The following is a 23929-nucleotide window of genomic DNA, read 5'->3' as shown; positions in this document are numbered from 1 at the left end:
TCTGTTTACAACTGCTCCTCCCTTAAGCGGACCGCAGCCAAAAACTCTCTTCTGTCCCCCTGCAAAAACGAGCCGGCGGGCAATGCCCCTTTCTGCCTCAGGCGAATGGCCAGGCGATTGACCACCCGGTTGATCTCCCGGTGCATCGCCTCTTCCATCGTCAATTTGACCGCGTACTCGTTGATCCCGACGTCCCACTGCGCACTGCGCACGATATGTCCGTACATTTTCAGGGATTGGGAAAATACGTTCGTCTCAAACTGCAGGACGAGCTGATCGTGGACAGGCAGCTTCAAGTGGGTCAGAAAGCGAAGTCCGCCTCCGCTGATGTCTTCAATCAGCACACTGGTGCTGCCCACTTCCATCGTCTTTCCCTTGATCATGACGATAGTCATGTCCGCGCACAAAGGCGGGGCCAGTTTCAGGCGAAAATATTCCCGTTGGTGCATAGTGACCAAACGATCCACGAAGTTCACTCCTGTATAACGGTATGAAAGCGATCATGTGAGACTTCCTTTGCCGACGTGCAGGAAAAGAGCGCCGCAAAACCGGCGCTTCAGCGTGTAGACAAAGTCCGTGGCGCATGGGTGATCGGGCCCGCTCGCTCTCTTGACGACCAGCAAAGAAGTTGGCGGCCTCCGCTTCAAAACGCGACGCGGGCAGGGGGCAAACATCTGGGTATTTCAATGAAGTGAGACTTGTGCCCCCTGTATACCCCGCGTCTAGCGTTTTTCCGCTGAGCAGGTCGTCAAAGGAGCTCGCTTGGCCCATCACTCCATGCCATGTCCTTTTTCTCCACCTTCGTTGATCAATGTGCAGGCCTTTCGGCCTGGAAACGATGAAAGATCGTTTCCATGTGGACACTCGATAAACAAACAGTTTGTCTTCAGTCTGGAGGGCCGAAAAACCGGCGCTTCCTTATTTTTTCTTTGTCGGATAGTGCATGTCCTGCAATGTAACCGAAAACTTATCCCACAGCTGGTCTGTGTCATAGCTGATCGAATCGCTGCGGATAAACCAAAAGAGGAGCTCCACCACACCCCACACGATGAGCATGAAAAAGAAAAACACGTACAACGAAGCCCACACGCTACATTCCCCCTCCCATTTTGTACCACTATATGGGAGAGCGGCAGTAATGATGCCCGGCAGCGCGTGTGCACCAAAAAAGCCTCCCGCAGCATCGATTCCTGCGGGAGGCTTGTAAGGTGTTACGCCACTTTTGTCGTAGCTTCACGGATATACGCTTTTGCTTTGTTTTGGTCAAACTGCCCTTCCCAGCGAGAGATGACGACAGCCGCCAGCGAGTTGCCGATGACATTGACCACCGTGCGGGCCATGTCGAGCAGACGGTCAATACCGGCGATAAAGGCGAGCCCTTCAAGCGGGATGCCCACCGAACCGAGGGTGGCGAGCAGGACCACGAAGGAGACCCCGGGAACACCGGCAATGCCTTTGGAGGTAACCATCAAGACTAGCACCAGGGTAATCTGCGCGCTGATCGGCATGTCGATCCCGTACATCTGGGCGATGAACAGGGCCGCCAGCGCCTGGTACAGCGTGGAGCCGTCCAGGTTGAACGAGTACCCCGTCGGAATCACGAAAGAGGTGATAGCCTTCGGACAGCCGAGGCGCTCCATTTTTTCCATGATTTTCGGGAGAACCGTCTCGGAGCTGGCCGTGGAGTATGCCAGCAGCAGCTCGTCCTTCAAGATTTTGATCAGGTTGAAGATGGAGATGCCGCTCATGCGGGCGATTACGCCCAGCACCACGATCACGAAGAAGAGCATCGTGAAGTGTACGAGAATCATCAGTTTCCCCAGCGGAACAAGCGACGAGAGACCGAATTTGGAAACGGTTACGCCAATCAGGGCAAATACACCAAACGGTGCAAATTTCATAATCGCGTTAACCACCCAGAACATGGCGTCGGCCACACCCTGGAAGAAATTCAGCACCGGTTTGCCTCTCTCTCCGGCTGCCGCTACCCCGAGCCCAAACAGGACGGAGAAGAAGATAATGGCCAGCATGTCCCCTTTGACGATAGCCTCGAAGACGTTTTTCGGCACGATGTTGACAAAGGTCTCAATAAATCCGTGGCTTTGGGAGGTTTCAGCCGTTTCCACGTACTTGTTGATATCGGTCTTGGTCAATTGCGTCATGTCCACCCCGACACCGGGCTGGAACAGGTTTGCCGAGAGCAGACCGACAATAATGGCAATCGTGGTAACGATTTCAAAATACAGAATTGTTTTCCCGCCGATTTTCCCCAACTTCTTCACATCGCCCACACCGGCTACACCCACAATCAGGGTGGCAATAACAATGGGCACGACGATCATTTTGATCAGGCGGATAAACACGTCACCAATCGGCTGCAGGAAAGTCTCCACTGCAGGATTCCCGTAGAACAGAGCACCCACGAGAATACCGAGTACAAGACCAATCACAATTTGAATGGCCAGTCCAAAACGTTTCATCCTGACACCTCGCTATCCTTTCTTCATAATCTATCTGGCACAAAAATTCGACTAAATGTCGAGTTTTGCCGATTAACCATTCCTGATCGTAAGGCACATCTCGACTGCGCAGTGAAATTGGAGCGCTTCATTAAAGCGGTTACGTAGCGCAGTAAGATGTGAACCGTGGATTTTATAGTAACATGAAATTTTTTAAGTGCCCCAAATTTCTATTCTTTTTTATTTTGATACTATTTTTGATTTTGGGGATTGTGTTGAACATTGTCGAATGATCGTGTGTGGACTGACCGTTAGACCCGCCTTGCCGGACATGCAAAAGCGGTCTGTTCGGCGCGTGCCGATCAGACCGCTTTGTTCTGGTTTTCTGCCGTGTCCGGCTGTCTATCATTGTAGCCTCACAGCCTCGATGGAAGGGGGCTACCCTTCCGTTTCCGCGTCACGCCGAACGCGCGACAACAAATCGACGAGATGGACTGCCTCCATCCGGTCCTCCAGTCCCGCCTGCTTGATGCCCGCTTTCATCTGCAGGAGGCAGCCGGGATTGGACGTGACCAAAATGTCCGCTCGCGTCTCAGCCACGTGGCCCATTTTTTCCTCCAGAATCCGTCCTGCCATGTCCGGCTGCACCAGGTTGTAGATGCCGGCAGATCCGCAGCAGCGATCCGCTTCAAACAGCGGAACAAACGTTGCCTCCGGTATGGATTGCAGCAGCTTCACCGGCTCTTCGGTCACCTTCATGCCATTGCGCAGATGACAGGAGGACTGGTAAGTAATGCGTTTGGGCAGCGGCTGCAAAGGGAGTGTCTCCGAAAGCCCGGCCAGCACTTCGCTGATGTCCCGCACGCGCCGGACAAACCACTCCGCATCTGCCTGCCAATGGGGATCATCCTGCAGCAAATGGTGGTACTCCTGCAGCATGGCTCCGCACCCGCCCGCGTTGGAGACAATCAGCTCCACGTCTGCCTGTTTGAATGCAGCGATGTTTTGCCTGGCGAGCTGACGCGCCTGCTCCCGCTCCCCGCTGTGGGCGTGAAGGGCACCGCAGCACGCCTGGCCGGGCGGAATCACCACTTCACATCCGGCGTCCGCCAGCAGAGCGACCGTGTTCACATTGGTCTCGTGAAACAATACGTCCATGATGCAGCCGCGAAACATGCCGACCCGCAGCTTCTTCTCCCCTCTGGCGGGCACGACAGTTCCCACTGCCTCTGTCAATCCCTTTCCTGCCGCTTTGGGGAGAACTGCTTCCATCGTCCGCATCTGCTCGGGCAGGAGGCGAAGCAGGCCCAGCCTGCGAGCCAGCCGCTGCAGGCCTGATCGCTGGTAGAAGCGGAGCAGCCTGCCGGCAAGGTAGAGGCGTTCCTGCCGCGGAAGGAGCTGGCGAAACGCCAGCCAGCGAAGCAGCCGCACCGGCCACGGATGGACGCGCTTCCGCTCGATCGCTTCCCGCGCCTGCTCGATCAGCCTCCCGTACTTCACCCCGGCCGGACAGACCGGCTCACAGGCGCGGCAGCCCAGGCAGAGACTCATCTGGTCGACGACGTCTTGATCCGGCTCCAGGATGCCGTCGGCCACCGCCTTCATCAAGGCGATCCGGCCGCGCGGCGAGGCTGCTTCGTAGCCGGTCTGCCGAAACGTGGGACAGGCCGGCTGGCAAAAGCCGCAGCGCATGCAGTTGGACAGTTCCTCGTAATCAAGTGCCGCTTTCCAGTCAGCGCTGTGCATGGTTGACCACCACTCTGTTCCGGCGCTCCCGGGCAAACATTTTGCCCGGATTCAGCAGGTTGTTCGGATCAAACGCCCGTTTGATCGCCTTCATCACCTCGACGCCCGCTTCCCCCAACTTCCATTCCAGATAAGGAGCCTTGACAATGCCTACGCCGTGCTCTCCCGTGATGGTGCCGCCCAGTTCAATGGCGACGGCGAAAATCTCTTCAAACGCCCGTTCCACCCGTTCGATCTCGTCGGGATTGCGGGCGTCCGTCATGCAGGTGGGATGCAGGTTGCCGTCCCCGGCATGGCCAAACGTGCAGATGTGTACATTGTGTGCGGCGGCAATCCGCTGAATCGCTTCCACCATCGGCGTGATAGCGGCGCGGGGGACAGTAGCGTCTTCGAGAATCGTCGTCGGCCTGAGCCGGGAGAGTGCGGCCAGCGCACTGCGCCGCGCTGTCATCACCTCGTCCGCCTCCTCGGCATTCGTCGCCACTTTTACCTGAACCGCCCCGTTTTGCCGGCAGATGGAGGCAATCCGCTCCACGTCCCGGTGCACCGTTTCCGGATCTCCGTCCTGGCCGATCAGCAGCATGGCGGCCGCGTCCGTGGGCAGGCCAATCTGCTTGAAGTCCTCCACTACCCGCAGCGTCCCCTGATCCATAAACTCCAGCGTCGCCGGAATGATCCGGCTGGCGATGATGTCGGAGACCGTTCGGGCTGCGTCCGTCAGGTTGGCAAACGTCGCCAGCATGACGCGCTGCATGGCCGGTTTGGGAATCAGCTTGAGAATGGCTTCGGTAATCACTGCCAGCGTGCCCTCGCTGCCGACCAGCAGCTTGGTCAGGTCGTATCCGGCCACGTCTTTCATCAGTTTCCCGCCGGTGCGGATCACCTCGCCGTTTGGCAGCACCGCCTCCAGGCCGAGCACGTAATCCTTGGTCGTCCCGTACTTGAGTCCCCGCAATCCTCCGGAGTTGAGCGCGATGTTCCCCCCGATGGTGGAGACGACCATGCTCCCCGGGTCCGGAGGGTAAAACAGACCGCGTGCTTCCACCGCCTGATGGATGTCGGACGTGCGCACGCCCGGCTGCACGGTTATCGTCAGGTTTTGTTCGTCAATCTCCAAAATGCGGTTCATCCGGTTGAGCACCAGCACGATTCCTCCACCGACCGGAACCGTCGCCGCGCACAAATTGGAACCGGCTCCCCGCGTGACAACGGGGATGCCCGCTTCCGCCGCCAACTTGATCACCTGCTGCACTTCTGCCGTGTCTTTGGGCATCACGACCGCGTCCGGCAGTGCCTGGTGCATCGGCGTGGCGTCATAGGAATAGGCGACGAGCGCTTCCGGTCTGTCGAGGCAGTAGGCCTCCCCGACGATCGCCCGCAGCCGCTCGCGCACATGTTGAGGCAGCATGGCCATCCTCCCTCCCGCTTTTCATCATTGTGAAATCATTGTGCCAACCCGCCGGGAATGGCCCAGCCCATCCAGCACATCCCTGGGCACAATTTCCCGCACCGAGAGTCGATCCAACTACTGCGTTTCTTCATTCGGCAATTGAGTGGTCAATCCCTCCAGTTCTTCCATCATCTTCTCTGTTCCTCATCAAACGGCTTCCTCTCCTGCTGTCATTTACCCCAGATGGCAGGCGACCAAATGCCCGGGCTCTGCTTCCTTGAGCGGCGGCACGGTCGTCCGGCACACCTCCATGCAGTGGCGGCAGCGCGGATGAAACTGGCAGCCTGCGGGAGGATTGGCCGGACTGGGCAGGTCCCCTTCCAGGAGAATCCGCTTTACCTCCCGGGTGGGATCGGGAACGGGGACGGCGGAGAGCAGCGCCTGCGTGTAGGGATGGATCGGCCGTTCGTACAGAACCGTCTTGTCCGCCACCTCCACCACTTTTCCCAGGTACATGACGGCCACCCGGTCGGAGATGTGGCGCACCACGCTCAGGTCGTGGGAGATAAACAGATAGGTCAGCTGAAACTCCCGCTGCAGGTCTTTCAGCAGATTGAGAATCTGCGCCTGGATGGAAACGTCCAGTGCGGAAACGGGCTCGTCGGCGACGACCAGCTTGGGCCGCAGAATCAGCGCCCGGGCGATGCCGATTCGCTGTCGCTGTCCGCCGGAAAACTCGTGCGGAAAGCGGTGCAGATGCTGTCTGGTCAGCCCGACAATCTCGATCATCTCCTCCACCCGCTTGCGCCGCTCGGCTGGCGTGCCGATGCCGTGAACGATCAGCGGGTCCAGCAGGATTTGGCCGACGGTCTTGCGCGGATTCAACGAGGCGAACGGGTCCTGAAAGACGAGCTGCATGTCGCGCCGGGCTGCGCGCAGCTCGGCGGCGTTCAGCGCGCGGATGTCCCGACCCTGAAACAGAATCTCCCCTTCCGTCGGTTCAATCAGCCGCAGAATGCAGCGGCCGGTCGTCGACTTGCCGCAGCCGGACTCGCCGACGATGCTGAGCGTCTCTCCCGGATAGACGGTCAGATGCACGCCGTCTACGGCACGCACGACCTTTTCCTTGCCCCAGAAACCTGATTTTACCGAAAAATACTTTTTCAGCCCCTTCACTTCCAGCAGCGGCTGACTCACGCTTCTCCCCCCTCCCGGTACAGCCAGCAGCGGCATTTCTGCGTCGCGGAGACGGGGAACAGCTCCGGCACCTGCTCACGGCAGATCGCCATCGCCTTGGGACAGCGCGGCGCAAACCGACAGCCGGCGGGCATTTCGTGCAGCTGCGGCACTGCTCCCGGTATCGCCTGCAGACGTTCCTGTCCGCCGCTGATGCTCGGCATGGAGGCCAACAGGCCAATCGTGTAAGGGTGCCGGGGGTCGGCAAACAGCCGCCGTACGTCCGCTTCCTCCACGATCTGACCGGCGTACATGACGACGACGCGGTGGCACATCTCGGCGACCACCCCCAGGTCGTGGGTAATCAGCAGGATGGCGGTACCGTGCTCGCGGCGCAGCTTTTTCATCAGCTCCAAAATCTGCGCCTGAATCGTCACGTCCAGCGCCGTGGTCGGCTCGTCAGCGATCAGCAGTTGAGGCTGACAGGCCATCGCCATCGCGATCATCACCCGCTGCCGCATGCCGCCCGAGAGCTGGTGCGGATACTCTGCGGCGATCTCCTCCGCCCGCGGGATGCCCACTTCCTTTAACAGATGGACGGCCCGCATTGCCCCCTCCCGCCGCGACAATCCGAGGTGGCGGCGCAGCGGCTCGGCGATTTGTCTGCCGATCGGATGCAGCGGATTAAGCGCGGTCATCGGCTCCTGAAAAATCATCGCAATCCGGTTGCCGCGGATCGACTGCATCTCCTTTTCCGACAGCCGCAGCACGTCCGTTCCGGCAAACCGGACGCTGCCGTCCAGCTTGGCGTTTTTGCCCAACAGGCGCATGATGGACAGGCTGGTGACGCTTTTGCCGCAGCCGGATTCGCCGACGATGCCCAGCGTCTCCCCTGCTTCAACGGAAAAGCTGACATCCTCGACAACCGTCAGCGTGCGGCCGGATTGGGCAAACGTGGTGCGCAGGTGTTCCACTTCCAATATAGGTGGCATGGCGTCTCCCCCTTTCTCCTCAGGATGTTCGGGCCGGTCCGCTGACGAGCGACATGACCCGGTTGTGAAACGTTTTTCGCCAGCGCGGCATCAGCGGACTGACTGCGGGATGAACGCGGTTGGTGAGCACGATCAGCGTGGCTCCCCGGATTGGATCACACCAGATCGACGTGCCGGTAAACCCGGTGTGGCCAAAGGCGTCGGGAGACAGCAGATCCCCTCCCGTGCAGCCGGCGGACGCCGCCTCCAAGGGCCCCGCCGCGGCGGACGCCTCCCAGCCCAGTGCGCGCGCCGGAGCCAGCCGGCCGGTCCGGCAGCCAGCCGCAAACGTGCGCAATACCGGGTCCAGGCGCACCGGGGTGTCAGCAGACGTCCACATCCGCATGTAGCGCTTTACGTCGCGCGCGGTGGAAAAGAGGCCGGCGTGGCCGCTCACGCCGTCCAGGCCGTAGTGGCAGTTGCCGTCATGGACCGTTCCGCGGATCATCCCCTCCCGCCAGGCGAAAGAGTCCAGACGCTCCTGCAGCTGCCCGGCGTGCGGATGGCCGGCCGCCATCATCTGCTCCGCCTGCTGGCGGGACTGTTCCCGCTCGTACGCGTTGCCGTCCTCCGTCGGGGCGATCTTCCGGATGTCGACCCCGCGCGCCAGCGGACGGTACCCTGTCGCCGTCATGCCCATCGGCTGAAAGATCAGCCGCTCGGCCAACAATTCCAGCGGTTCGTCCCAGACGCGCTCCAGGAGAAAGCCCAGCAGCATGAAGCCCAGATCGCTGTAGATCACCTGTTTACCCGGCTCGCCGATCAGCGGTTCGGCGGCGATCAGGGAGAGGTAGTCATCCCTCCCGTGCCCCAACAGATAGTACGGACGCCATGCCGGCAGGCCGGAGGTGTGGGTCAGCAGGTGCAGGAGGGTGATCCGCCGTTTGCGGGCGTCTGCTGTCCGCTCCCACTCCGGCAGGTGAATCTCCAGCGGATCGCTGAGCGACAGCTTCCCCGTCTGCATGCTCAACAGCACGAGCGGCAGAGTGACGATCACCTTGGTCAGCGAAGCCAGATCGTAGATGGTATCCGCTGACGGGAGCGACGTATGTTCTCCTCTCCCGATACTTCCGCGCGCGACCACCACCGGCGGCTCGCCTCCGATCGTCAAGCTGGCGACGCCTCCGGGGAAAATCCCCCGGTCAATGCCTTCGTCCAAACTTTCCGTCAACTCACACCGGATGCGTTCCGCGTCCATCCGCGCTCCCTCCTTATCTGTTGCGATGCTTCGGATCGAGTATGTCGCGCACCGCGTCGCCAAACATGTTGAAGGCGAGAATCGTAACCGTCATGGTGACGCACGGCCAGACGATCATTCCTGGCGCCAGCTCCATGTAGCGGCGCGCTTCGGAAATCATCCCGCCCCATGACGGGTCGGGCGGCTGAATGCCCAATCCGAGAAAGCTGAGAGCCGATTCCGTCAGGATGGCGCCGGAGATGGCCAAGGTCGCCTGCACCAACAGCGGCGCTGTGACGTTCGGAAAAATCTCCAGAAACAGGATGCGCGGCGTTCCTGCCCCGATCGCCCGGGCGCTTTCCACAAACTCCAGGTTTTTCACGGACAGGACGGCGCTGCGCACCGTCCGGGTAAACACCGGAATGTTGACGATTCCGATCGCCAAAATCGTATTGCTCGTGCCCGGTCCCAGCGCCGCCACGATCGCCAGCGCCAGCAGGATTTCCGGAAAAGCGAACAACACATCCATCACCCGCATGATCAGTCCGTCCATCCAGCGGCCAAAATACCCCGCGATCAGCCCGAACAAGGTGCCAAACCCGGCGCTGAGCAGCACGGACAGCAAGCCCACCGTCAGCGATACCCGCGCGCCGTAAATGATTCGGCTGAACAGGTCGCGGCCAAACTGATCCGTCCCCAGCCAGAACTGCCCGGAGCTGCCCTCCATGCGGTGGTCCGGAAACATCTGCGTCGGATCGTGCGGGGCGATGACCGGCGCCAGCACTGCCGCGGCAGTCAACACGGCAAGAACGGCGAGACAGACGACAGCCGTTTTGTTTTCCCAAAAGCGTCGGCGGTATGTGCTCATGAACGATTTCTCCTCGCTAGTACTTGATGCGCGGGTCAATCCAGGTGTAGATGATGTCGATCAGCAGGTTGACCAGGACAAACACCAGCGCCACAAACAGCACGCCTCCCTGCACCACCGGATAGTCGCGCTGATAAATGCCCTCCAGCACGTACTGCCCCAGGCCGGGTATGGAAAACAACTGCTCCACGATCACGGAACCGCCGAGCAGGTAGCCGATCTGCATGCCGGCGATCGTCACGATCGGAATGGACGAGTTGCGCAAGGCGTGGCCGAAGACGACCGTCCAGATGCTGTTTCCCTTGGCCCACGCGGTGCGAATGAAATCCTTTTCCATCGTCTCCAGAAAGGCAGAGCGCGTCATCCTGAGCACTCCGGCGGCAATGACGATGCCCATTGTGATCGCCGGCAGCAAAAACACCTGCAGCGCCTCCCCCGGGTCTTCCCAAAAGCTGACGACGTCAATCGGCGGAAACCAGCCGAAATACAGCGACAGCACGAGCAGCAACAGCGTCCCGACAGCGAAGTTGGGAACGGAGATGCCAAGCAGGGCGGCGATGCGCACGACGATGTCCGTTTTCGAGTGGACGCGGATCGCTGACAGAATGCCCAGCGGGATCGCGATCGACCAGCCGATCAGCACGGCGAACAGCGTGAGCTGCAACGTGATCGAAAAACGCTTCAAGATCTGCGGCAGAATCGCCTCGCCGGTGTGGACGGAAACGCCAAAATCCCCTTTTACCAGGCCGCCCAGCCAGGACAGGTACTGGGTGATCAGCGGCTGATACAGCCCCATGCTTGCGCGCAGGGCGGCAATCGCTTCCGGCGTGGCATTGGTCCCCAGCATGATGGAAGCAGGGTCGCCCGGCACGAGATGCAAAATGGTAAAGACGAGCACGGAGATGCCGAACAGGATGGGAACAAGGCCGACGAGGCGTTTGATGACATAGCTTCCCACGTATTACTCCTCCTTAAGAGACGAAGAAGCGGGGAGACGGCTGCTCCCCGGCTTCCCAGGCGTTTCCTGTGCTATTGGACGGTCGCTTGCAGCAGCGCGATGGATTCGCCCGCCGCCGTCGGCTGGAACGACACGTTGTCGCGGACCGCGTAAAAGTTTTTCGGGGAAGCGAGGAACAGATTGGGCGCGTCCTCCACCAGCAGCTTCTGCGCCTCGTCGTACAGCTTTTTCCGCTCGGTCTGGTCGACAGTCTGCAGCGCTGTGACGACCAGCTCATCAAACCGCGGATTGGAGTAGTTCCAGACGTTGGCGGAGCCCTCCGTATGGAAAAAGAAGCGCAGGGAGCGGTCGGAATCTGTCCCGGACGTGTTGCGGCCGACCAGAAGCGACATCTCCTTGGACTTCCAGGTCTCGATGTAGTTGCCCCACTCCAGTTGGTTGATCCGCGCATTGATGCCGATGGCCTTTAACTGCTGCTGCAGCACCTGCGCCGTCTCCACCATGTCCGGATAGGTGGAAGCCGTCTCGATCACAGTGTCAAAACCGTTGGGGTAGCCGGCTTCCGCCAGCAGCTGCTTTGCTTTGTCCAGGTTTTGCTTGTAGCTGTCGTAGGCGGCAGGATCAAGCGCCCAGTTTGCTGCGGCCGGCGAGATAGGACCGGTCAGCGACGCCTGTCCCTTCCACACCGTCTGCACGATCTGGTTGCGGTCCACCGCATAGCTGATCGCCTGACGCACGCGCGGGTCGTCAAACGGCTTTTTCTTTACGTTGATGCCGAGGTAGCTGTACTCCAGCGACTGGTAGCTTTTCACCTGCACGCCCGGCTTGCCTTCCAACAGCGTGGCCGAGTCGGCGGAGATGCTCGCGATGTCCACCTTGCCGGAGCGGATCGCGGCCAGCCGCTCCGCTTCGTCCTTCATGATCTGGAACTTGATCGCGTCCACTTTCGGCAGCCCGGTTTTGAAATAGTCGGGATTTTTCTTCAACAGCACGTACTGCCCCGGTTCGTTTTTCTCCAGGATGAACGGTCCTGTCCCCACCGCTTCCTTGTTGAGGTCGGCCACTTCCTTCGGCACGATCGCGGCAAACGAGCTGGCCATGTTCGTCAGCAAAGCGGCGTCCGGGTGTTTTAGCTTGAACACGACCGTGTGCGGATCTTTCGCTTCGATCACGTCCACGCTGGCGAAGTACGACTTGGCGATGGAACCCGTCTCGGGATTGAGAATCCGCTCAAAGCTGTACTTGACATCGTCCGCCGTCATCTCCCGCCCGTTGTGAAACGTCACGCCCTTGTGCAGCGTGAAGGTAACCGTCTTGCCGTCCGGGGAAATCTCCCATTTCTCGGCCAGGCTGGGGGTGACGTTCAGGTTCTCGTCCAGCCGGGTCAAGCCATCATACACCAGTGCGTAGATGCGGGCGCTGGACGCCGCCGGCACCTTGTGCGGATCCAAGCCGACAGGGTCCTGATCCGCCGCGACGACCAGTTCGGTTTTGCCGCTTCCGCCCTGCTGCCCCGGTTGTGGATTCGCCGTATCGCTTGCAGAACCACCTCCGCCGCTGCAGGCGGAAAGCAGCAAGGAAAATGACAGGAAAATCGCTGCCCATGCCCGTTTTTTCACATTGATTCCCCCCTGTATCTGTTTAATAACAAATGGTCCCCAAGACGACCGCCCGTTTGGCCCCGGTGACAGACGGCACGTTGCTCGGCCGTCCCATCAGTGTTTCGTGGCCCAGAATGGCAAAGGCGATCGCCTCCTTGGCTTCGTCCGGGATGCCGTACGCGTCCGTCGTCATCAGCTGGATGCCTGCCGGCAGACGGTCCCGGAGCATCTGTAGCAGCGTCTTGTTGCGGGCGCCGCCGCCGGAGACGATCACTTCATGCACCGGCGTGGACGGCAGCACAAACGATTCGTACGCTTCCACAATCGTGGCCGCCGTCAGCGCCGTCGCCGTCGCCACCAGGTCGGCAGCGGAGAGGCCGCGCACATCCTTTTCGGCCCACAGCTTCTCGGCAAACGCCCGGCCGAACATCTCCCGCCCCGTGCTTTTCGGCGGCACCAGCCGGTAGTACGGATCAGCCAGCAGCTCCTGCAGCAGTTCGGCGCAGACCGTCCCTTCGGCTGCCATCCGGCCGCCCTCGTCAAAGCGCTGCCGGCCGTTCGTCGCCATCTGCACGATCTGGTCGATCACCATGTTGCCCGGACCCGTGTCAAAGGCAACCAGATCGTCGATGGAGGCGCCCGGCGGCAGTACCGTCACATTGGCAATCCCGCCGATGTTTTGCAGCAGCCGCCCTTTTTCGCCGTGCCGAAACAGGACGTAATCGGCGTACGGAACGAGCGGCGCCCCTTCGCCGTCCGCCGCCAGGTCGCGCGAGCGGAAATTGCCGACGACGGGAATCCCGGTCCGCTCCGCCAGCGTCGACAGCTCGCCGATCTGCAGGGAAGCCCGGATATTTGCCGTGCCCGCCGGACAGGGAAACGGCGCCCGGCCGGCGACATGCCAGACAGTCTGCCCATGCGTGCAGATCGCATCTACTTCGCCGGGAGCGACAGCGGCCGCTTCCAGCAGTTCGCCGACCGCGTGGGCGTACCATTCCGCCAGTCCAAAATGGGCCAGGGTCAGCCGGTCAATTCGGGCCGTTTGCGGACTGCACAGCTCGGCCAACCACTCCCGCAACTCATCCGAGTACGGCAGATAGTAAAAATGTTGGAGACGGACGGCGGCAATGTCGCCCGCCTGGTCCGTTTCAATCGCCACCAGTGCGGCATCCACTCCGTCGAGCGACGTCCCCGACATCAACCCGATGACCAAATGTTCCCGTTTCTCCCGGTAGCGCCGCTGTACCTGAACGTTCAAGGGGCCACCTCCTTGCAAGCATTCTTCAATCAGAATGTTGAAAAGATACTGACGATAATCGTTACCACCATTATATGTAACAAAATTTCTTGGGTCAATTAATGATTACTAAATTTTATTACTACAATGTAAACAAAAAAGGGCCGCCAGTCAGGCATGTCCGCCGCCGCCCTTGGGCATCACAGGACACGTGTATGAAATGAGCTCCGACAGCAGTTGGGTGTACAGCGGATTGCTCGCAGGCCGACAGGTGATGGAAGACGTGTCGAACGTTCTCGTGAAATAAACGCGCAAAAAAAGCCGGACACCCACCATAAGGTATCCGGCTTTTTTCGTTGGGCACACTGCAGCTTGGACGACCTTTGGAACAGCCGTGAACGCCCGCAGAGCTGAGGATGCGCCTTTTTTGTACACGCTTGCGTCCCTGTCAATCGTGACTTACACTGATGCGTAGAAGTGATTGGCCGGCAATGCCGACAGCAGGACATTGCCCGCCGGGGACGCCTGTCCCCAAGCGCACCGACAAAGGAGTGGCAGCCCTTTATGCTAATCGTGGAAGACCAAAACCGGGAGCTGCTGGACAGCCTGCGTGTCCATCTCGTAGATGCGCTTAGGCGGCACAAGCGCAAACCGTATCTGCCCGTCTGGGGTGAACTGTTTTGGGCGTTGCGGGAGATTGCCAAAACCGGACAACGGCTTGGCCAAGACATCCTCATCTACCCGATCCAGCCGATCGGAACCCTTCTGTACCGCTATCAATCCGACAAGTTCCAGGTCGACATCCCCGATCCCGGCATCACGATTTCGCTGACCGCCGAGCAGTTGATTGACGCACTGATCAACGGCAGCTTTGCGCCGATCGAATCCTTTCCCGTTCACAAACCGCCCTCCCTCGGCTAGACACCTGTCTGCCAGCTTTTGGAGGGGTTTTGACAACGAAACATAAAAAAGAGGCGGTCCCTCCTGCACAGTTTTGGACCGCCGTCACGAACTCCCCAAGTTCGTACATACTAGGAATTGTACTATGCTTTTCGCTTATCGAAAAGTGTCGTCTTTTGTTTTCTTCGTAATTTGTAAAAAACTGCACCATGGCAGGACGCGATTTTCAGGCGCGTGCTAACGTTTATCTTGCTTCTGCTCTGCTCCCGGCAGGATGTACAGGGTTTGATTTCCATTTATTTACTTTTTCTGTATACTATTTTTTCCTATCTGTCCGTACACCGCGGATGGGAAGACTGCCCTCTCCGCCAGCATGAAGATAAAAAAAAAGCTGCCTGTATGGTACAGGCAGTCCCTAGAAAGGGAGGGGTAATACGTGATGAATCAACTTTACAGACGGCAATACGGTCAAAAGGTTGCTGGAACTGGCTTTTTTACGAGCCTGGACCTATGCAAATGGTACAATCATCACAGCACAGTTTGTCCACAATATCAACAAGGGGGAAGTCATTCGTGAATCGTTTGTCGGAGGAAGAAAAACGGGGCGTGTACAAGGCCATCGTAAATCGCAGGGACATCCGTACATTTCTGGACAAACCGGTTCCAGACGAAAAGCTGTTTGCCATCCTGCAGGCCGGCCACCACGCTCCGTCTGTCGGCTTCATGCAGCCGTGGAATTTTGTCATCATCCGCGACGCGGCGACGAAACAGCAGCTGGCAGAGATCGTGCAAAAAGAGCGGCGGGCGCTGGCCATCCACTACGAGGGGACGGACAGGGAACTCGCCTTTTTGGACCTAAAAATCGAAGGGATCAAGGAAGCGCCGATTACTCTCTGCGTCACCTGCGATCCCACCCGAGGCGGGGACCACGTGCTGGGGCGCAACTCCATACCGGAAACGGACATCATGTCCGTAAGCTGCGCCATCCAAAACATGTGGCTGGCCGCTTATGCGGAAGGCCTGGCCATGGGCTGGGTCAGTTTCTACAAAAAGCCGGATGTACGCCGCATCCTCGGCATCCCGCCGCATGTGGAACCAGTTGCCCTGCTGTCCATCGGCTACACCGACCACTATCCGGAACGGCCGCTGCTGGAAATCTTCCAATGGGAGCGCAGGCTTGACCTTGAGAAGCTCATTTTCGAGGAAAAATGGGGTCAGGTGCCGGACAGCGTGAAGATTGGTCAGAAGTAAGCACCGCACAAACACACAAAAAAGACAGGGCTGTCCCGTCCAGCAGCATCTGCCACCGACGGGTACAACCCTGTTTTTCGTAGATACACATTTGTCATACGCGATGCTTTGGCTTCACGAACGAGGCCGTGTCCGGTTCGTCGGGAGCGCCTCCAGCGGATTGTCAGGCCAGTAGTGTTTGGGGTAACGCCCTTTCAGATCCTTCTTCACTTCAAAATAGGCGCTGCGCCAAAAGCTGGCCAGATCGCGCGTCACCTGCACGGGGCGATGTGCCGGCGACAGCAGGTGGAGCGTCAGCGGCACCCTCCCCCGGGCAATCCGGGGGGTTTCCTTCAACCCGAACAGCTCCTGCAGCCGCACAGCCAGCACCGGAGCCTCGGGATCGCTGTAGTCGACGGGGATGCGCGATCCGCTGGGCACGACGATATGCGTCGGGGCGTATTCATCCAGTTCGCGCCGCTGCTCCCAGGAGAGCATCCCGGCGAAGATGTCGGTCAAGGAGAGGCGCTGCAAATCGTCGCGGCTTTTCAAACCGTACAGGTGCGGCCCGAGCCAGTCAGGCAGCGAAGCCGACAGCGCCTCCTCCGACACGTCCGGCCAGCCCTCCTCGTGCCGGCTCATGAACAACAGTCGCTGCCAAAACTGGCGGGCCTGCTTGGTCCACGGCAGGATGTTCAGCCCTTCTTCGGCGATCCCGCGAAGCAGCGCAGCCGCGGTCGCTTCCGGATCGGGGTCGGCCAGCGGTACGTCTTTCAGCACCAGGGCCCCCAGCCGTTTCCGTTGTCTCGCCCGCACGGCCTGCGCCTCGCGATCCCAGTATACGGCCGTCTCCGCCTCGATCTGGTCGGCGAAGTGCCGCTCCAGATCGGATATGTCGACCGGAGCAGCAAGATGCACACGTCCTTCCGTTCTCAGATCGTCCAGTTCGGCTGCCACCAGCCAGGGAGCCTGGGCCAACGTCTGCTGCCCGGCCAGTGCTGCCCCGCGGCCGTTGCGCAACAGAAACCGCCCGCTGTCGCGCCTCCGCGCGATTCGATCGGGGTAGGCGAAAGCGAGCAAAAGTCCGCACGCGTCTACGTCGTCGCCGCTGTTTTCAGCAATTCCCGCCTCACGCTTCCAGTGGTTCGCCTCAGCGAGAATCCGTCGGATGGCAGCCGCATCCACCGTGTACCCAGGCGGTGCGGCATCGCCGGGCCGCCCTCCCGCCGCTGCCTGTCGCAGCGTCTCCACCCGCAGGCGCAGATCGGCGTCGGCCGGATGATGACCGCTGCGCAAAATATCCCGTTCGCTCAGAAGTGCCGCCAGTTCGCAGGCCAATCCGCCCAGACCGAGGGGAATGGCCTTTAGGATCATGTGCGCAAGACGGGGATGCAGACCAAGCTCTGCCATCCGCCGTCCGTGCGGGGTAATCGCCCCGCTTTTCTCCAGTGCGCCGAGCTGCACGAGCAGGTCACGCGCCTGCGCAAGGGCGGCAGCCGGAGGCGAGTCGAGCCAGCGCAGCTCAGCCGGGTCCGCGACGCCCCAGGCAGCCAGTTCGAGCGCCAGCGGAGCCAGATCCGATTCCAGAATCTCGGGCGTGTTTCGCAATGCCAGGTGCCGGTGCTCCTGCTCTGTCCACAGCCGGTAGCATACGCCGGGGCCGAGACGGCCTGCCCGGCCCCGTCGCTGCTCGGCCGACGCCTGCGACACCCGGATCGTTTCCAGCCGGGCCATGCCTGTGCGCGGCGAAAAGCGCGGCACCCGCGCTAGGCCGCTGTCAATCACCACCCGGACCCCTTCCACCGTCAGGCTGGTCTCGGCGATGGAAGTGGCGAGGACAATTTTGCGCTCACCCGGCCGTCCCGGAGCAATCGCCCGGTCCTGTACCTCCTGCGGCAGATTTCCGTAGAGGGGGGCCACCCGGACGGAGGCGCCCAACTCCAGCTCGGCGAGCCTTTCTTCCACCCTGCGAATCTCTCCCGCTCCCGGCAAAAAGACCAGGATATCTCCCGGTTCCGACGCGAGCGCTTCCTGAATCCGGCGGACGACGACCGTCTCAATCGCCCCCTCCACCCGGCGGTCCAGATAGCGCGTCTCCACCGGATAGGCTCGTCCTTCGCTCGTCAGCACCGGCGCATCGCCCAACAGCGCAGCCACCGGCTCGGCATCCAACGTGGCCGACATGACCAGGATGCGCAGATCGTCGCGCAGTACGGACTGAGCCTCCAGGCACAGGGCCAATCCCAGGTCGGCATGAAGGCTGCGCTCGTGAAATTCGTCAAAAATGACCAATCCCGTGTCCTCAAGTGCCGGGTCGGCCTGCAGCATCCGCGTCAGCACGCCCTCGGTAACCACTTCGATGCGCGTGGCAGGCCCGACCCGGGTATCCAGGCGCACCCGGTATCCCACGGTGTCACCCACCTGTTCCCCCAGCGAGGCGGCCATGTAGCGCGCCGCCGCTCGCGCAGCCAGACGGCGCGGTTCCAACATCAGAATGCGTCGTCCGGCCAGCCACGGCTCGTCGAGCAGGGCAAGCGGCACCCGGGTCGTTTTCCCCGCCCCGGGCGCAGCCACCAGCACCGCGCTGCTGCGGGTGCGAAGCGCCTCTTTCAACGCCGGGATGATCGAATCGACGGGCAATGTATTCATGCGATCACCTCATGTTTGTTTCAGCCACGAACATCCTGTTCCACCTCTGCTATTATAGCCGCTTCGCCGGCGGTCGGCACGCGCTTTGACTCATGATGGGAGTGCGGGCCCGGCGGCCTTATGCTGTCAGCGCTCCGTAACGTAAGTATCGGGAGACAGCGCGGTCACAAACGGGCTCACCTCGCCGACAGCATACAGGTGCAGTTCATGCATCGCCCGCGTACAGGCAGTGTAAAACAGCCTGCGTTCCGCCTCCCGCCCGTACGTCACCCGAGACGCATCGTAGATGATGACCGCGTCGAATTCGACGCCTTTGGCCAGATAGGACGGGATGACGAGCACGCCCGGCTCAAAGGAGACCGTCTCCTTGCTGATCAGGCGCACCGGCAGCCGGCTGCTGAGTGCTGCGTACGCGTCCCGACTTTCCCGGGCAGTTTTGCAGATGACCGCAATCGTCCGGTGTCCCGCGTCTTGAAGCGCGCGGATGCGGGCGACAATCTTTTCCGCCAGATCGCTCGGATCGGCAGCTTGTGTCAAGGTTGGCTTTACGCCGTCCCGGTTAAACGGCTGAATCACTTCGCCCCCGGTGATCAGCCCGCGGGTAAACTCGACGATCTGCCGCGTGGACCGGTAGCTCCGCGTCAGCACGATCATCTCGGTCTGTCCGTCTTCGTACAGCGATGCGAGCGGGGAAAAGTCGGTTTGCGCATCGACGTGGGCGTAAATCGCCTGGTTCAGGTCGCCGAGCACGGTCATGCTGCTGTGCGGAAACAGCCGCCGGAGAAAAGCAAACTGAAACGGCGAGTAGTCCTGTGCCTCATCGATGAACACGTGCCGGACCGACGTGTTGGTGTGAAAGCCTTCGATCAACTCTTTTGCATACAAATACGGCGTGGCGTCCTCCCAGAACAGCTCGGACCGATCCAGCATCTCCACGGTCCTGGCGCATATCTCCGCCCACTGCTGCGGCCAGGGGAGATCGTTTGCTAAACGCATCGCGTACTGCGGATCGGCAAACAACTGCCGGTACACGGCCTTCATGTTGACAAAACCAAACTGCTTCACCCACCGGCGCAGCGGCTCGAAGTGCTCGTTGACGACCGTGGCGGCAAGCAATTCCCGTTCGCGCTCAAAGTCGTCAAACGACTCGGCGGTAAAGCGCTTTTCCCGCCGAAGCTGTTGATAGGCGCGGTAATACGCCTCCCGATCAAGCAGGTCGATCTCGTCTTCCACCCACGGCTGCGTCCGCTCCTGGCGCTCCTGCTTTCGCAATTCTTCCAGCAGCCACTCTGCCGTCAGCCTCAAGCGGTTGGGGAGGCGCAGCGAGGGATCGAGCGAGTAAAAATGCTCCCGGATCTGCTCGGCGTCAATCAGGGTCCTGCCGCGGAAGGTCACATCCGCAAAGAGCAACCCCGCTTGCCGGAGCGATTCCACGTAGCGCTCGATCACCTGCTTGAAGGCGGCAGACGCCTTGAAGCGAATGCCTTCCATGCGGGCGTCATACCCCGGCTCGTCCATGGCGGTGTAGGCGTATTCCATCTGCGCAAACGGATCTTCGATGCGAAACGTCTCCCCCAGCCTGTGCTCCACGTACTCCTGAAACGTCGTCTGCTGCATGTTTTCCTCACCCAATTCGGGCAGGACGGTGGACACGTAGCTGTTAAACAGCGGATTGGGGGAAAACAGCACGATCTGCTCCGCCCGCAGCGTGTTCCGGTACCGGTAGAGAAGATAGGCCACCCGCTGCAGAGCGGCAGACGTCTTGCCGCTTCCCGCTGCTCCCTGTACGACGAGCAGCCGGCTTCGCTCGTTGCGGATAATGCGGTTTTGTTCTTTTTGAATCGTGGCCACGATGCTTTTCATCTGCCCGTCCGCCTGTCTGCCGAGCACTTCCTGCAGCAGTTCGTCGCCGATGGTGACCCCCGTGTCAAACATGCTCTGAATCCGGCCGTCACGGATGATGTACTGCCGCTTCAACTCCATCGTGCCGGTAATCGTACCGCCAGGAGTCTCGTACTGCGCTGGTCCGGGCGGGTAGTCGTAATACAGGCTGGACACCGGCGCGCGCCAATCGTAGATCAGAAACTGTTCGTCCTGTTCGTCGAGCAGGGAGGCGATTCCCAGGTAGATGCGCTCCGGAGTTTGCTCCCCGTCTTCGACAAAGTCGATTCGCCCGAAATACGGCGACTGTTTCAGTTTCTTCAGCGTGGCAAGCTGCCTGCTCGCATGGCGGTGGCTGCGTTCCCGCTCCGACAACACCTCAGCCTGCTGCTTGATGCTCGCGTACGTCTCTATCGCTTCCATCATATCGTCAACGTTGACCGTCACATCGTCCCAAAAGTTTTTTCGGATCTCCACGATGTCCGCCCGCACGTTGCTGACATGCTCCTCAAGACTGTTGATTTTCCGGTCAATCACGCCGATGACACGTTCAACACGTTCATTTTCTTCCCGCCACTCTCTCTCCGTCACGCTCATCGTATCGCTCCTCTTCAGCAAAATTTTGGACCACAGTGTTTGACAATCCACATCATTTGTGATAAGATTATATTGGGATATATTATTCAGTTTTTGTTGGTGGGTAGTGGCCACTCCTCATTCTAACACAGACGGATGCAAAACACAATGCGGGCGGCGCCAGAAGAACTTGTCCCATTCCCACGGCGATGAAATGAACGAAATATCAGCTAGAAAGCGATAGAGCAAACGGAGACGCGTGAATCGTCTCCGTTTTTCGTAGATGCTGCCAATACTAATACCATAAATTTCCATGATAGAGCAAGCAACTTTCTCGTGAACTTTTGGAGGATGGACGAGGATCATACAAAATCGGTGAACGCATCCAATTTACCAGAGCAATTGAAACAGCCGGCGGTCCATGAGATTGGTGTCGATCGGACATTCCCTCGCGTTTTCGCCGTACTGCCATGCCCAGACCTGTGCCGGGCAGGGGGGACGGACGGGTGCATACGCCGGTGCTTGACGCGAAGATGACGGGCCCGGCGTAGGCTCCTGGCTCCACAGTACGGTTCGCGTTCGCACCCTTTCGCTCCTTTCCTGCGCGAGACAATACGCTCGGGAAAAGGCGGGTTGACTCGGATCACAGTAAATCCCCGGACGATATCCTCCCTGATCGATTGCATCCACCCACCCGCGAATCCACGCTTCATCGACCTGAAACCGTTTCTCGATGTTGGCAAACAGGATGGTTCCCTTGGGAATCCCGAGCAGTTGAGCGTAGTACATGCTGTTTCTCGCAATGATTCGCCCCTGGTCATAGCCGACCGCTCGGGTGAATTTACTGTAAATCGGCAGGATTTTCACGCCGTTGCGATGCAGAAAAGACGCTTCCGCCTTCGTCAGTCCGTCGGCTGCATTGGGAACCGTTGCCAAATACCTTCCCCAGTAGGCAGGTTTGCCGAAGTTGCGCACTACACATTGATACAACTCATTTCCCACTCGTGAAGCTGAATCTACTCCCCACAGCATTGGTTCCGGCATGTGCGCTGTCCTCCCTCACACGTTGTTACCTCCATGTATATGGAGACAGCAGGAGAAACGCCAGCCCTGCAATCATTGCAAGCCCCCTGCCCGCATTCCGTTTTGGCGCGGACGCGATCCGCTGCTTTGCCGGTCGTCAAAAGAGCGATCGGGAACCAACACCCATTCCACCACGGACTTTGTCTGCACACTGAAAAATATCACTGACTTTCCCCTCGAGCAGTTTACAATATATGTAACAGACTGCCTGGTTTTCCTGTTCGTTTTATAGGAGTGCGCTCCCTACATAAACAACATCATGCAAGGGGGAGAGAAATCTTGCGAAAACCGATCCTTCTAACCTTTCTGTTCATTCTTGGGGTATGCGGCGTTTATTTGAGCGTGGAGAGAATGTCATACACGTCGTTTGCAGACATCGTAGAGGATCAAATACAGCCAAATGACGAGGTTACAATCAGAATGGAGAGATATTCGGACGACGCAACCACAAAGATCGTTGATCAGGACAAGGTCAAAAACATACTTGCAGCGCTCTCAACCTTGAGGTTGCAAAAGGTTAACGACTTCACGTCTCGTGGGGCTTATGCCATAAGGTTATATGTGAACGGTTCATATCGGTTTGGCATGGAACTTCTTGAAGATCACAACTACATACGGATCAGTCATGACAAGCGTGTAAATGTTTATAAAATCGTCAACGATGTCGATCCATTGACCGTACTTAAAATGCATCAGCTTGAGTTTCATACACTCGATCAAAAAACAAGTCAGCCATAAGCACGTGCGCCTGTCAGAAGCGTACTTTTGGCTGACTGCAAATGTCGTGGGCCCAGCCCGTAAAAGAGTTGTGCTTGTTTATTGGCCCAAAAAAGTTATCTAACGGCGTAATGACCTTCACCTGACATAATGATTTTCCCCCGAAGCCATTTACATTTTTTTGAAACAAAACGTGTTTTCTGCCGTCTCCTATATGTGAGCAGCGAATCGTATTGGCGGTGAATTGGGTGTTTAATAAAATCGCAGTTGTGTCTTGTGCAGCAGTCAGTCTTGTAATCGGCATTTCCGTTTTCACATCTCAAACATTGTTTTCGTCAGATGTGGCACATAGTCAAAGTAATTCTTCAATTGGAAAAGACCAGATAAAGCAATGGATACAAGCGCAAAGCAAAGAGAAGAATCACTACTTTGAGCATCTTGCTTTCCAAGAAGTAAACATCGACCATGACGATGATGTGGAAATTGCAGCAACCTTGACTGGCGGCACCAACATTGGATCGTTTTTCATTTTTGACAAACAGAAAAATGAGGAATACAAACTGATTGCCGAACGGAAATGGAAAATTGATAATCTTACGGTACAGGAGCCAGCTACGGTGATACAAGATAAGAAGTTATACCAGATTGTTTATCATTCTGGCGGGACAGGTGCCCATACCAAAACCGTTGTGCTTTGGTATTTAGATGATAACGGGAATTTTGTTGAAGCTTGGGAACATCCGATAAAAGAAATTTCTACTTTTCAAGATGAATATTACGCCAAAATAAGCACCTTTCACATCGATGGCGATTATCTCTATGTCTTTTCCACCGAATACAAGCGCCCGCTTGACAGCACAATTACGCCGCAATTTACACACACAGCCACAATGTATAAATTTAATGGCACATTGTTTGAGTCTGCTGAATAAAAAACAATGAAAAAAGCCCAAGAATGCGGAAATACCAACATTCTTGGGTTTATTAAATTCAACTTTTTTTCGGAAATTCGCAGTTTTCGGGGATGGCCACGTGTAATCGCACTCTTTTGTACGTTTTCATAGAGTTGTTAATTTCGAAATTCAAGTTTGCTATGATTCCTGGTTAAGATTCTAAGCCCACCATATATAAGATATCCAATTATACAACCTGTCATATTCAACATGATATCATCAACATCAAAAAAACCCAACATTGTAACAAATTGAAAAACCTCAATTCCAATTACACTGATGAAACAGATCAACAAC

20 protein-coding genes are annotated in these 23929 nt (G+C 58.4%); 4 read left to right on the top strand and 16 right to left on the bottom strand.

Features of this window, described 5'->3' with window-relative positions; translation table 11 throughout:
- Nucleotides 1-5: 5 nt before the first annotated feature.
- The 12 genes from KDN35_RS10645 to KDN35_RS10590 all read right to left on the bottom strand — a co-directional run bounded on the left by KDN35_RS10645 (nt 6) and on the right by KDN35_RS10590 (nt 13664).
- Complete coding sequence (locus tag KDN35_RS10645; RefSeq protein WP_230076645.1) at nt 6-467, bottom strand: PilZ domain-containing protein; 462 nt, start codon at nt 465-467, stop codon at nt 6-8.
- Between the two features lie 451 nt (nt 468-918).
- A complete protein-coding gene (locus KDN35_RS10640; protein WP_171566675.1) occupies nt 919-1089 on the bottom strand; it encodes a hypothetical protein in 171 nt (56 codons plus the stop codon).
- A 122-nt stretch (nt 1090-1211) separates the two neighbouring features.
- Complete coding sequence (gene gltP / locus KDN35_RS10635; protein ID WP_171566676.1) at nt 1212-2480, bottom strand: glutamate/aspartate:proton symporter GltP; 1269 nt, start codon at nt 2478-2480, stop codon at nt 1212-1214.
- A 417-nt stretch (nt 2481-2897) separates the two neighbouring features.
- Entirely contained in the window at nt 2898-4205 is a 1308-nt protein-coding gene (locus KDN35_RS10630) for a (Fe-S)-binding protein (protein ID WP_212132694.1), read from the bottom strand.
- On the bottom strand, nt 4192-5613 hold the full coding sequence (locus KDN35_RS10625; protein WP_171566678.1) for an FAD-linked oxidase C-terminal domain-containing protein: 1422 nt from the start codon (nt 5611-5613) through the stop codon (nt 4192-4194). Before KDN35_RS10625 ends, KDN35_RS10630 begins: the two co-directional genes overlap by 14 nt.
- 216 nt (nt 5614-5829) lie before the next feature.
- On the bottom strand, nt 5830-6792 hold the full coding sequence (locus KDN35_RS10620; protein WP_304414543.1) for an ABC transporter ATP-binding protein: 963 nt from the start codon (nt 6790-6792) through the stop codon (nt 5830-5832).
- Nucleotides 6789-7763, bottom strand: coding sequence for an ABC transporter ATP-binding protein (locus KDN35_RS10615; RefSeq protein WP_171566681.1), 975 nt, complete (start codon nt 7761-7763; stop codon nt 6789-6791). The genes KDN35_RS10620 and KDN35_RS10615 overlap by 4 nt, the downstream gene beginning before the upstream one ends.
- A 19-nt stretch (nt 7764-7782) precedes the next feature.
- Nucleotides 7783-9000 carry a serine hydrolase domain-containing protein gene (locus tag KDN35_RS10610; protein ID WP_212132693.1) on the bottom strand — a complete coding sequence of 406 codons (1218 nt, stop codon included), beginning with the start codon at nt 8998-9000 and terminating at the stop codon, nt 7783-7785.
- Nucleotides 9001-9013: 13 nt separating this feature from the next.
- Nucleotides 9014-9847 carry an ABC transporter permease gene (locus tag KDN35_RS10605; protein WP_212132692.1) on the bottom strand — a complete coding sequence of 278 codons (834 nt, stop codon included), beginning with the start codon at nt 9845-9847 and terminating at the stop codon, nt 9014-9016.
- Nucleotides 9848-9863: 16 nt separating this feature from the next.
- The gene (locus KDN35_RS10600) at nt 9864-10805 is read right to left on the bottom strand and encodes an ABC transporter permease (protein WP_212132691.1); all 942 of its coding nucleotides are present in this window, start codon (nt 10803-10805) and stop codon (nt 9864-9866) included.
- Nucleotides 10806-10876: 71 nt separating this feature from the next.
- On the bottom strand, nt 10877-12424 hold the full coding sequence (locus KDN35_RS10595) for an ABC transporter substrate-binding protein (protein WP_171566685.1): 1548 nt from the start codon (nt 12422-12424) through the stop codon (nt 10877-10879).
- 22 nt (nt 12425-12446) lie between these two features.
- Nucleotides 12447-13664, bottom strand: coding sequence for an anhydro-N-acetylmuramic acid kinase (locus KDN35_RS10590; protein WP_256379895.1), 1218 nt, complete (start codon nt 13662-13664; stop codon nt 12447-12449).
- A 543-nt stretch (nt 13665-14207) separates the two neighbouring features.
- Here KDN35_RS10590 and KDN35_RS10585 point away from each other — a divergent pair.
- Together KDN35_RS10585 and bluB are read left to right on the top strand one after the other, a co-directional pair.
- A complete protein-coding gene (locus KDN35_RS10585; protein ID WP_171566686.1) occupies nt 14208-14564 on the top strand; it encodes a hypothetical protein in 357 nt (118 codons plus the stop codon).
- Between the two features lie 552 nt (nt 14565-15116).
- A complete protein-coding gene (bluB, locus tag KDN35_RS10580; RefSeq protein WP_171566687.1) occupies nt 15117-15794 on the top strand; it encodes a 5,6-dimethylbenzimidazole synthase in 678 nt (225 codons plus the stop codon).
- 114 nt (nt 15795-15908) lie between these two features.
- Here the strand turns inward: bluB and hrpB are convergent, their stop codons facing one another.
- The 3 genes from hrpB to KDN35_RS10565 all read right to left on the bottom strand — a co-directional run bounded on the left by hrpB (nt 15909) and on the right by KDN35_RS10565 (nt 21923).
- A complete protein-coding gene (gene hrpB / locus KDN35_RS10575) occupies nt 15909-18422 on the bottom strand; it encodes an ATP-dependent helicase HrpB (protein WP_212132690.1) in 2514 nt (837 codons plus the stop codon).
- 126 nt (nt 18423-18548) lie between these two features.
- A complete protein-coding gene (helD, locus tag KDN35_RS10570) occupies nt 18549-20900 on the bottom strand; it encodes an RNA polymerase recycling motor HelD (protein ID WP_212132689.1) in 2352 nt (783 codons plus the stop codon).
- Nucleotides 20901-21269: 369 nt separating this feature from the next.
- Nucleotides 21270-21923 (bottom strand): glycoside hydrolase domain-containing protein, encoded by a 654-nt coding sequence (locus KDN35_RS10565; RefSeq protein WP_171566690.1) that lies wholly within the window; start codon nt 21921-21923, stop codon nt 21270-21272.
- Nucleotides 21924-22241: 318 nt separating this feature from the next.
- On the opposite strand from KDN35_RS10565, the gene KDN35_RS10560 reads away from it, so the two are divergent.
- Together KDN35_RS10560 and KDN35_RS10555 are read left to right on the top strand one after the other, a co-directional pair.
- Nucleotides 22242-22700, top strand: a complete 459-nt coding sequence (locus KDN35_RS10560; RefSeq protein WP_212132688.1) for a hypothetical protein — start codon at nt 22242-22244, stop codon at nt 22698-22700.
- Nucleotides 22701-22912: 212 nt separating this feature from the next.
- Nucleotides 22913-23611 (top strand): hypothetical protein, encoded by a 699-nt coding sequence (locus tag KDN35_RS10555; protein ID WP_212132687.1) that lies wholly within the window; start codon nt 22913-22915, stop codon nt 23609-23611.
- Nucleotides 23612-23748: 137 nt separating this feature from the next.
- On the opposite strand, the gene KDN35_RS20235 is transcribed toward KDN35_RS10555, so the two are convergent.
- Entirely contained in the window at nt 23749-23925 is a 177-nt protein-coding gene (locus KDN35_RS20235) for a VanZ family protein (protein ID WP_481752770.1), read from the bottom strand.
- Nucleotides 23926-23929 lie beyond the last annotated feature (4 nt).

The sequence above is a fragment of the Brevibacillus sp. NL20B1 genome, from assembly GCF_018195675.1.
GTDB lineage: Bacteria > Bacillota > Bacilli > Brevibacillales > Brevibacillaceae > Brevibacillus > Brevibacillus aydinogluensis.
Note: the sequence above shows the minus strand (reverse complement) of the source record. Positions and strands in the feature narration are given on the sequence as shown.

Bases quoted from the DNA above. Each gene is read 5' to 3' on its own strand.
- gltP (WP_171566676.1), bottom strand. From the start codon at position 2,480: ATGAAACGTTTTGGACTGGCCATTCAAATTGTGATTGGTCTTGTACTC.
- KDN35_RS10630 (WP_212132694.1), bottom strand. From the start codon at position 4,205: ATGCACAGCGCTGACTGGAAAGCGGCACTTGATTACGAGGAACTGTCC.
- KDN35_RS10625 (WP_171566678.1), bottom strand. From the start codon at position 5,613: ATGCTGCCTCAACATGTGCGCGAGCGGCTGCGGGCGATCGTCGGGGAG.
- KDN35_RS10615 (WP_171566681.1), bottom strand. From the start codon at position 7,763: ATGCCACCTATATTGGAAGTGGAACACCTGCGCACCACGTTTGCCCAA.
- KDN35_RS10610 (WP_212132693.1), bottom strand. From the start codon at position 9,000: ATGGACGCGGAACGCATCCGGTGTGAGTTGACGGAAAGTTTGGACGAA.
- KDN35_RS10605 (WP_212132692.1), bottom strand. From the start codon at position 9,847: ATGAGCACATACCGCCGACGCTTTTGGGAAAACAAAACGGCTGTCGTC.
- KDN35_RS10585 (WP_171566686.1), top strand. From the start codon at position 14,208: ATGCTAATCGTGGAAGACCAAAACCGGGAGCTGCTGGACAGCCTGCGT.
- hrpB (WP_212132690.1), bottom strand. From the start codon at position 18,422: ATGAATACATTGCCCGTCGATTCGATCATCCCGGCGTTGAAAGAGGCG.
- helD (WP_212132689.1), bottom strand. From the start codon at position 20,900: ATGAGCGTGACGGAGAGAGAGTGGCGGGAAGAAAATGAACGTGTTGAA.
- KDN35_RS10565 (WP_171566690.1), bottom strand. From the start codon at position 21,923: ATGCCGGAACCAATGCTGTGGGGAGTAGATTCAGCTTCACGAGTGGGA.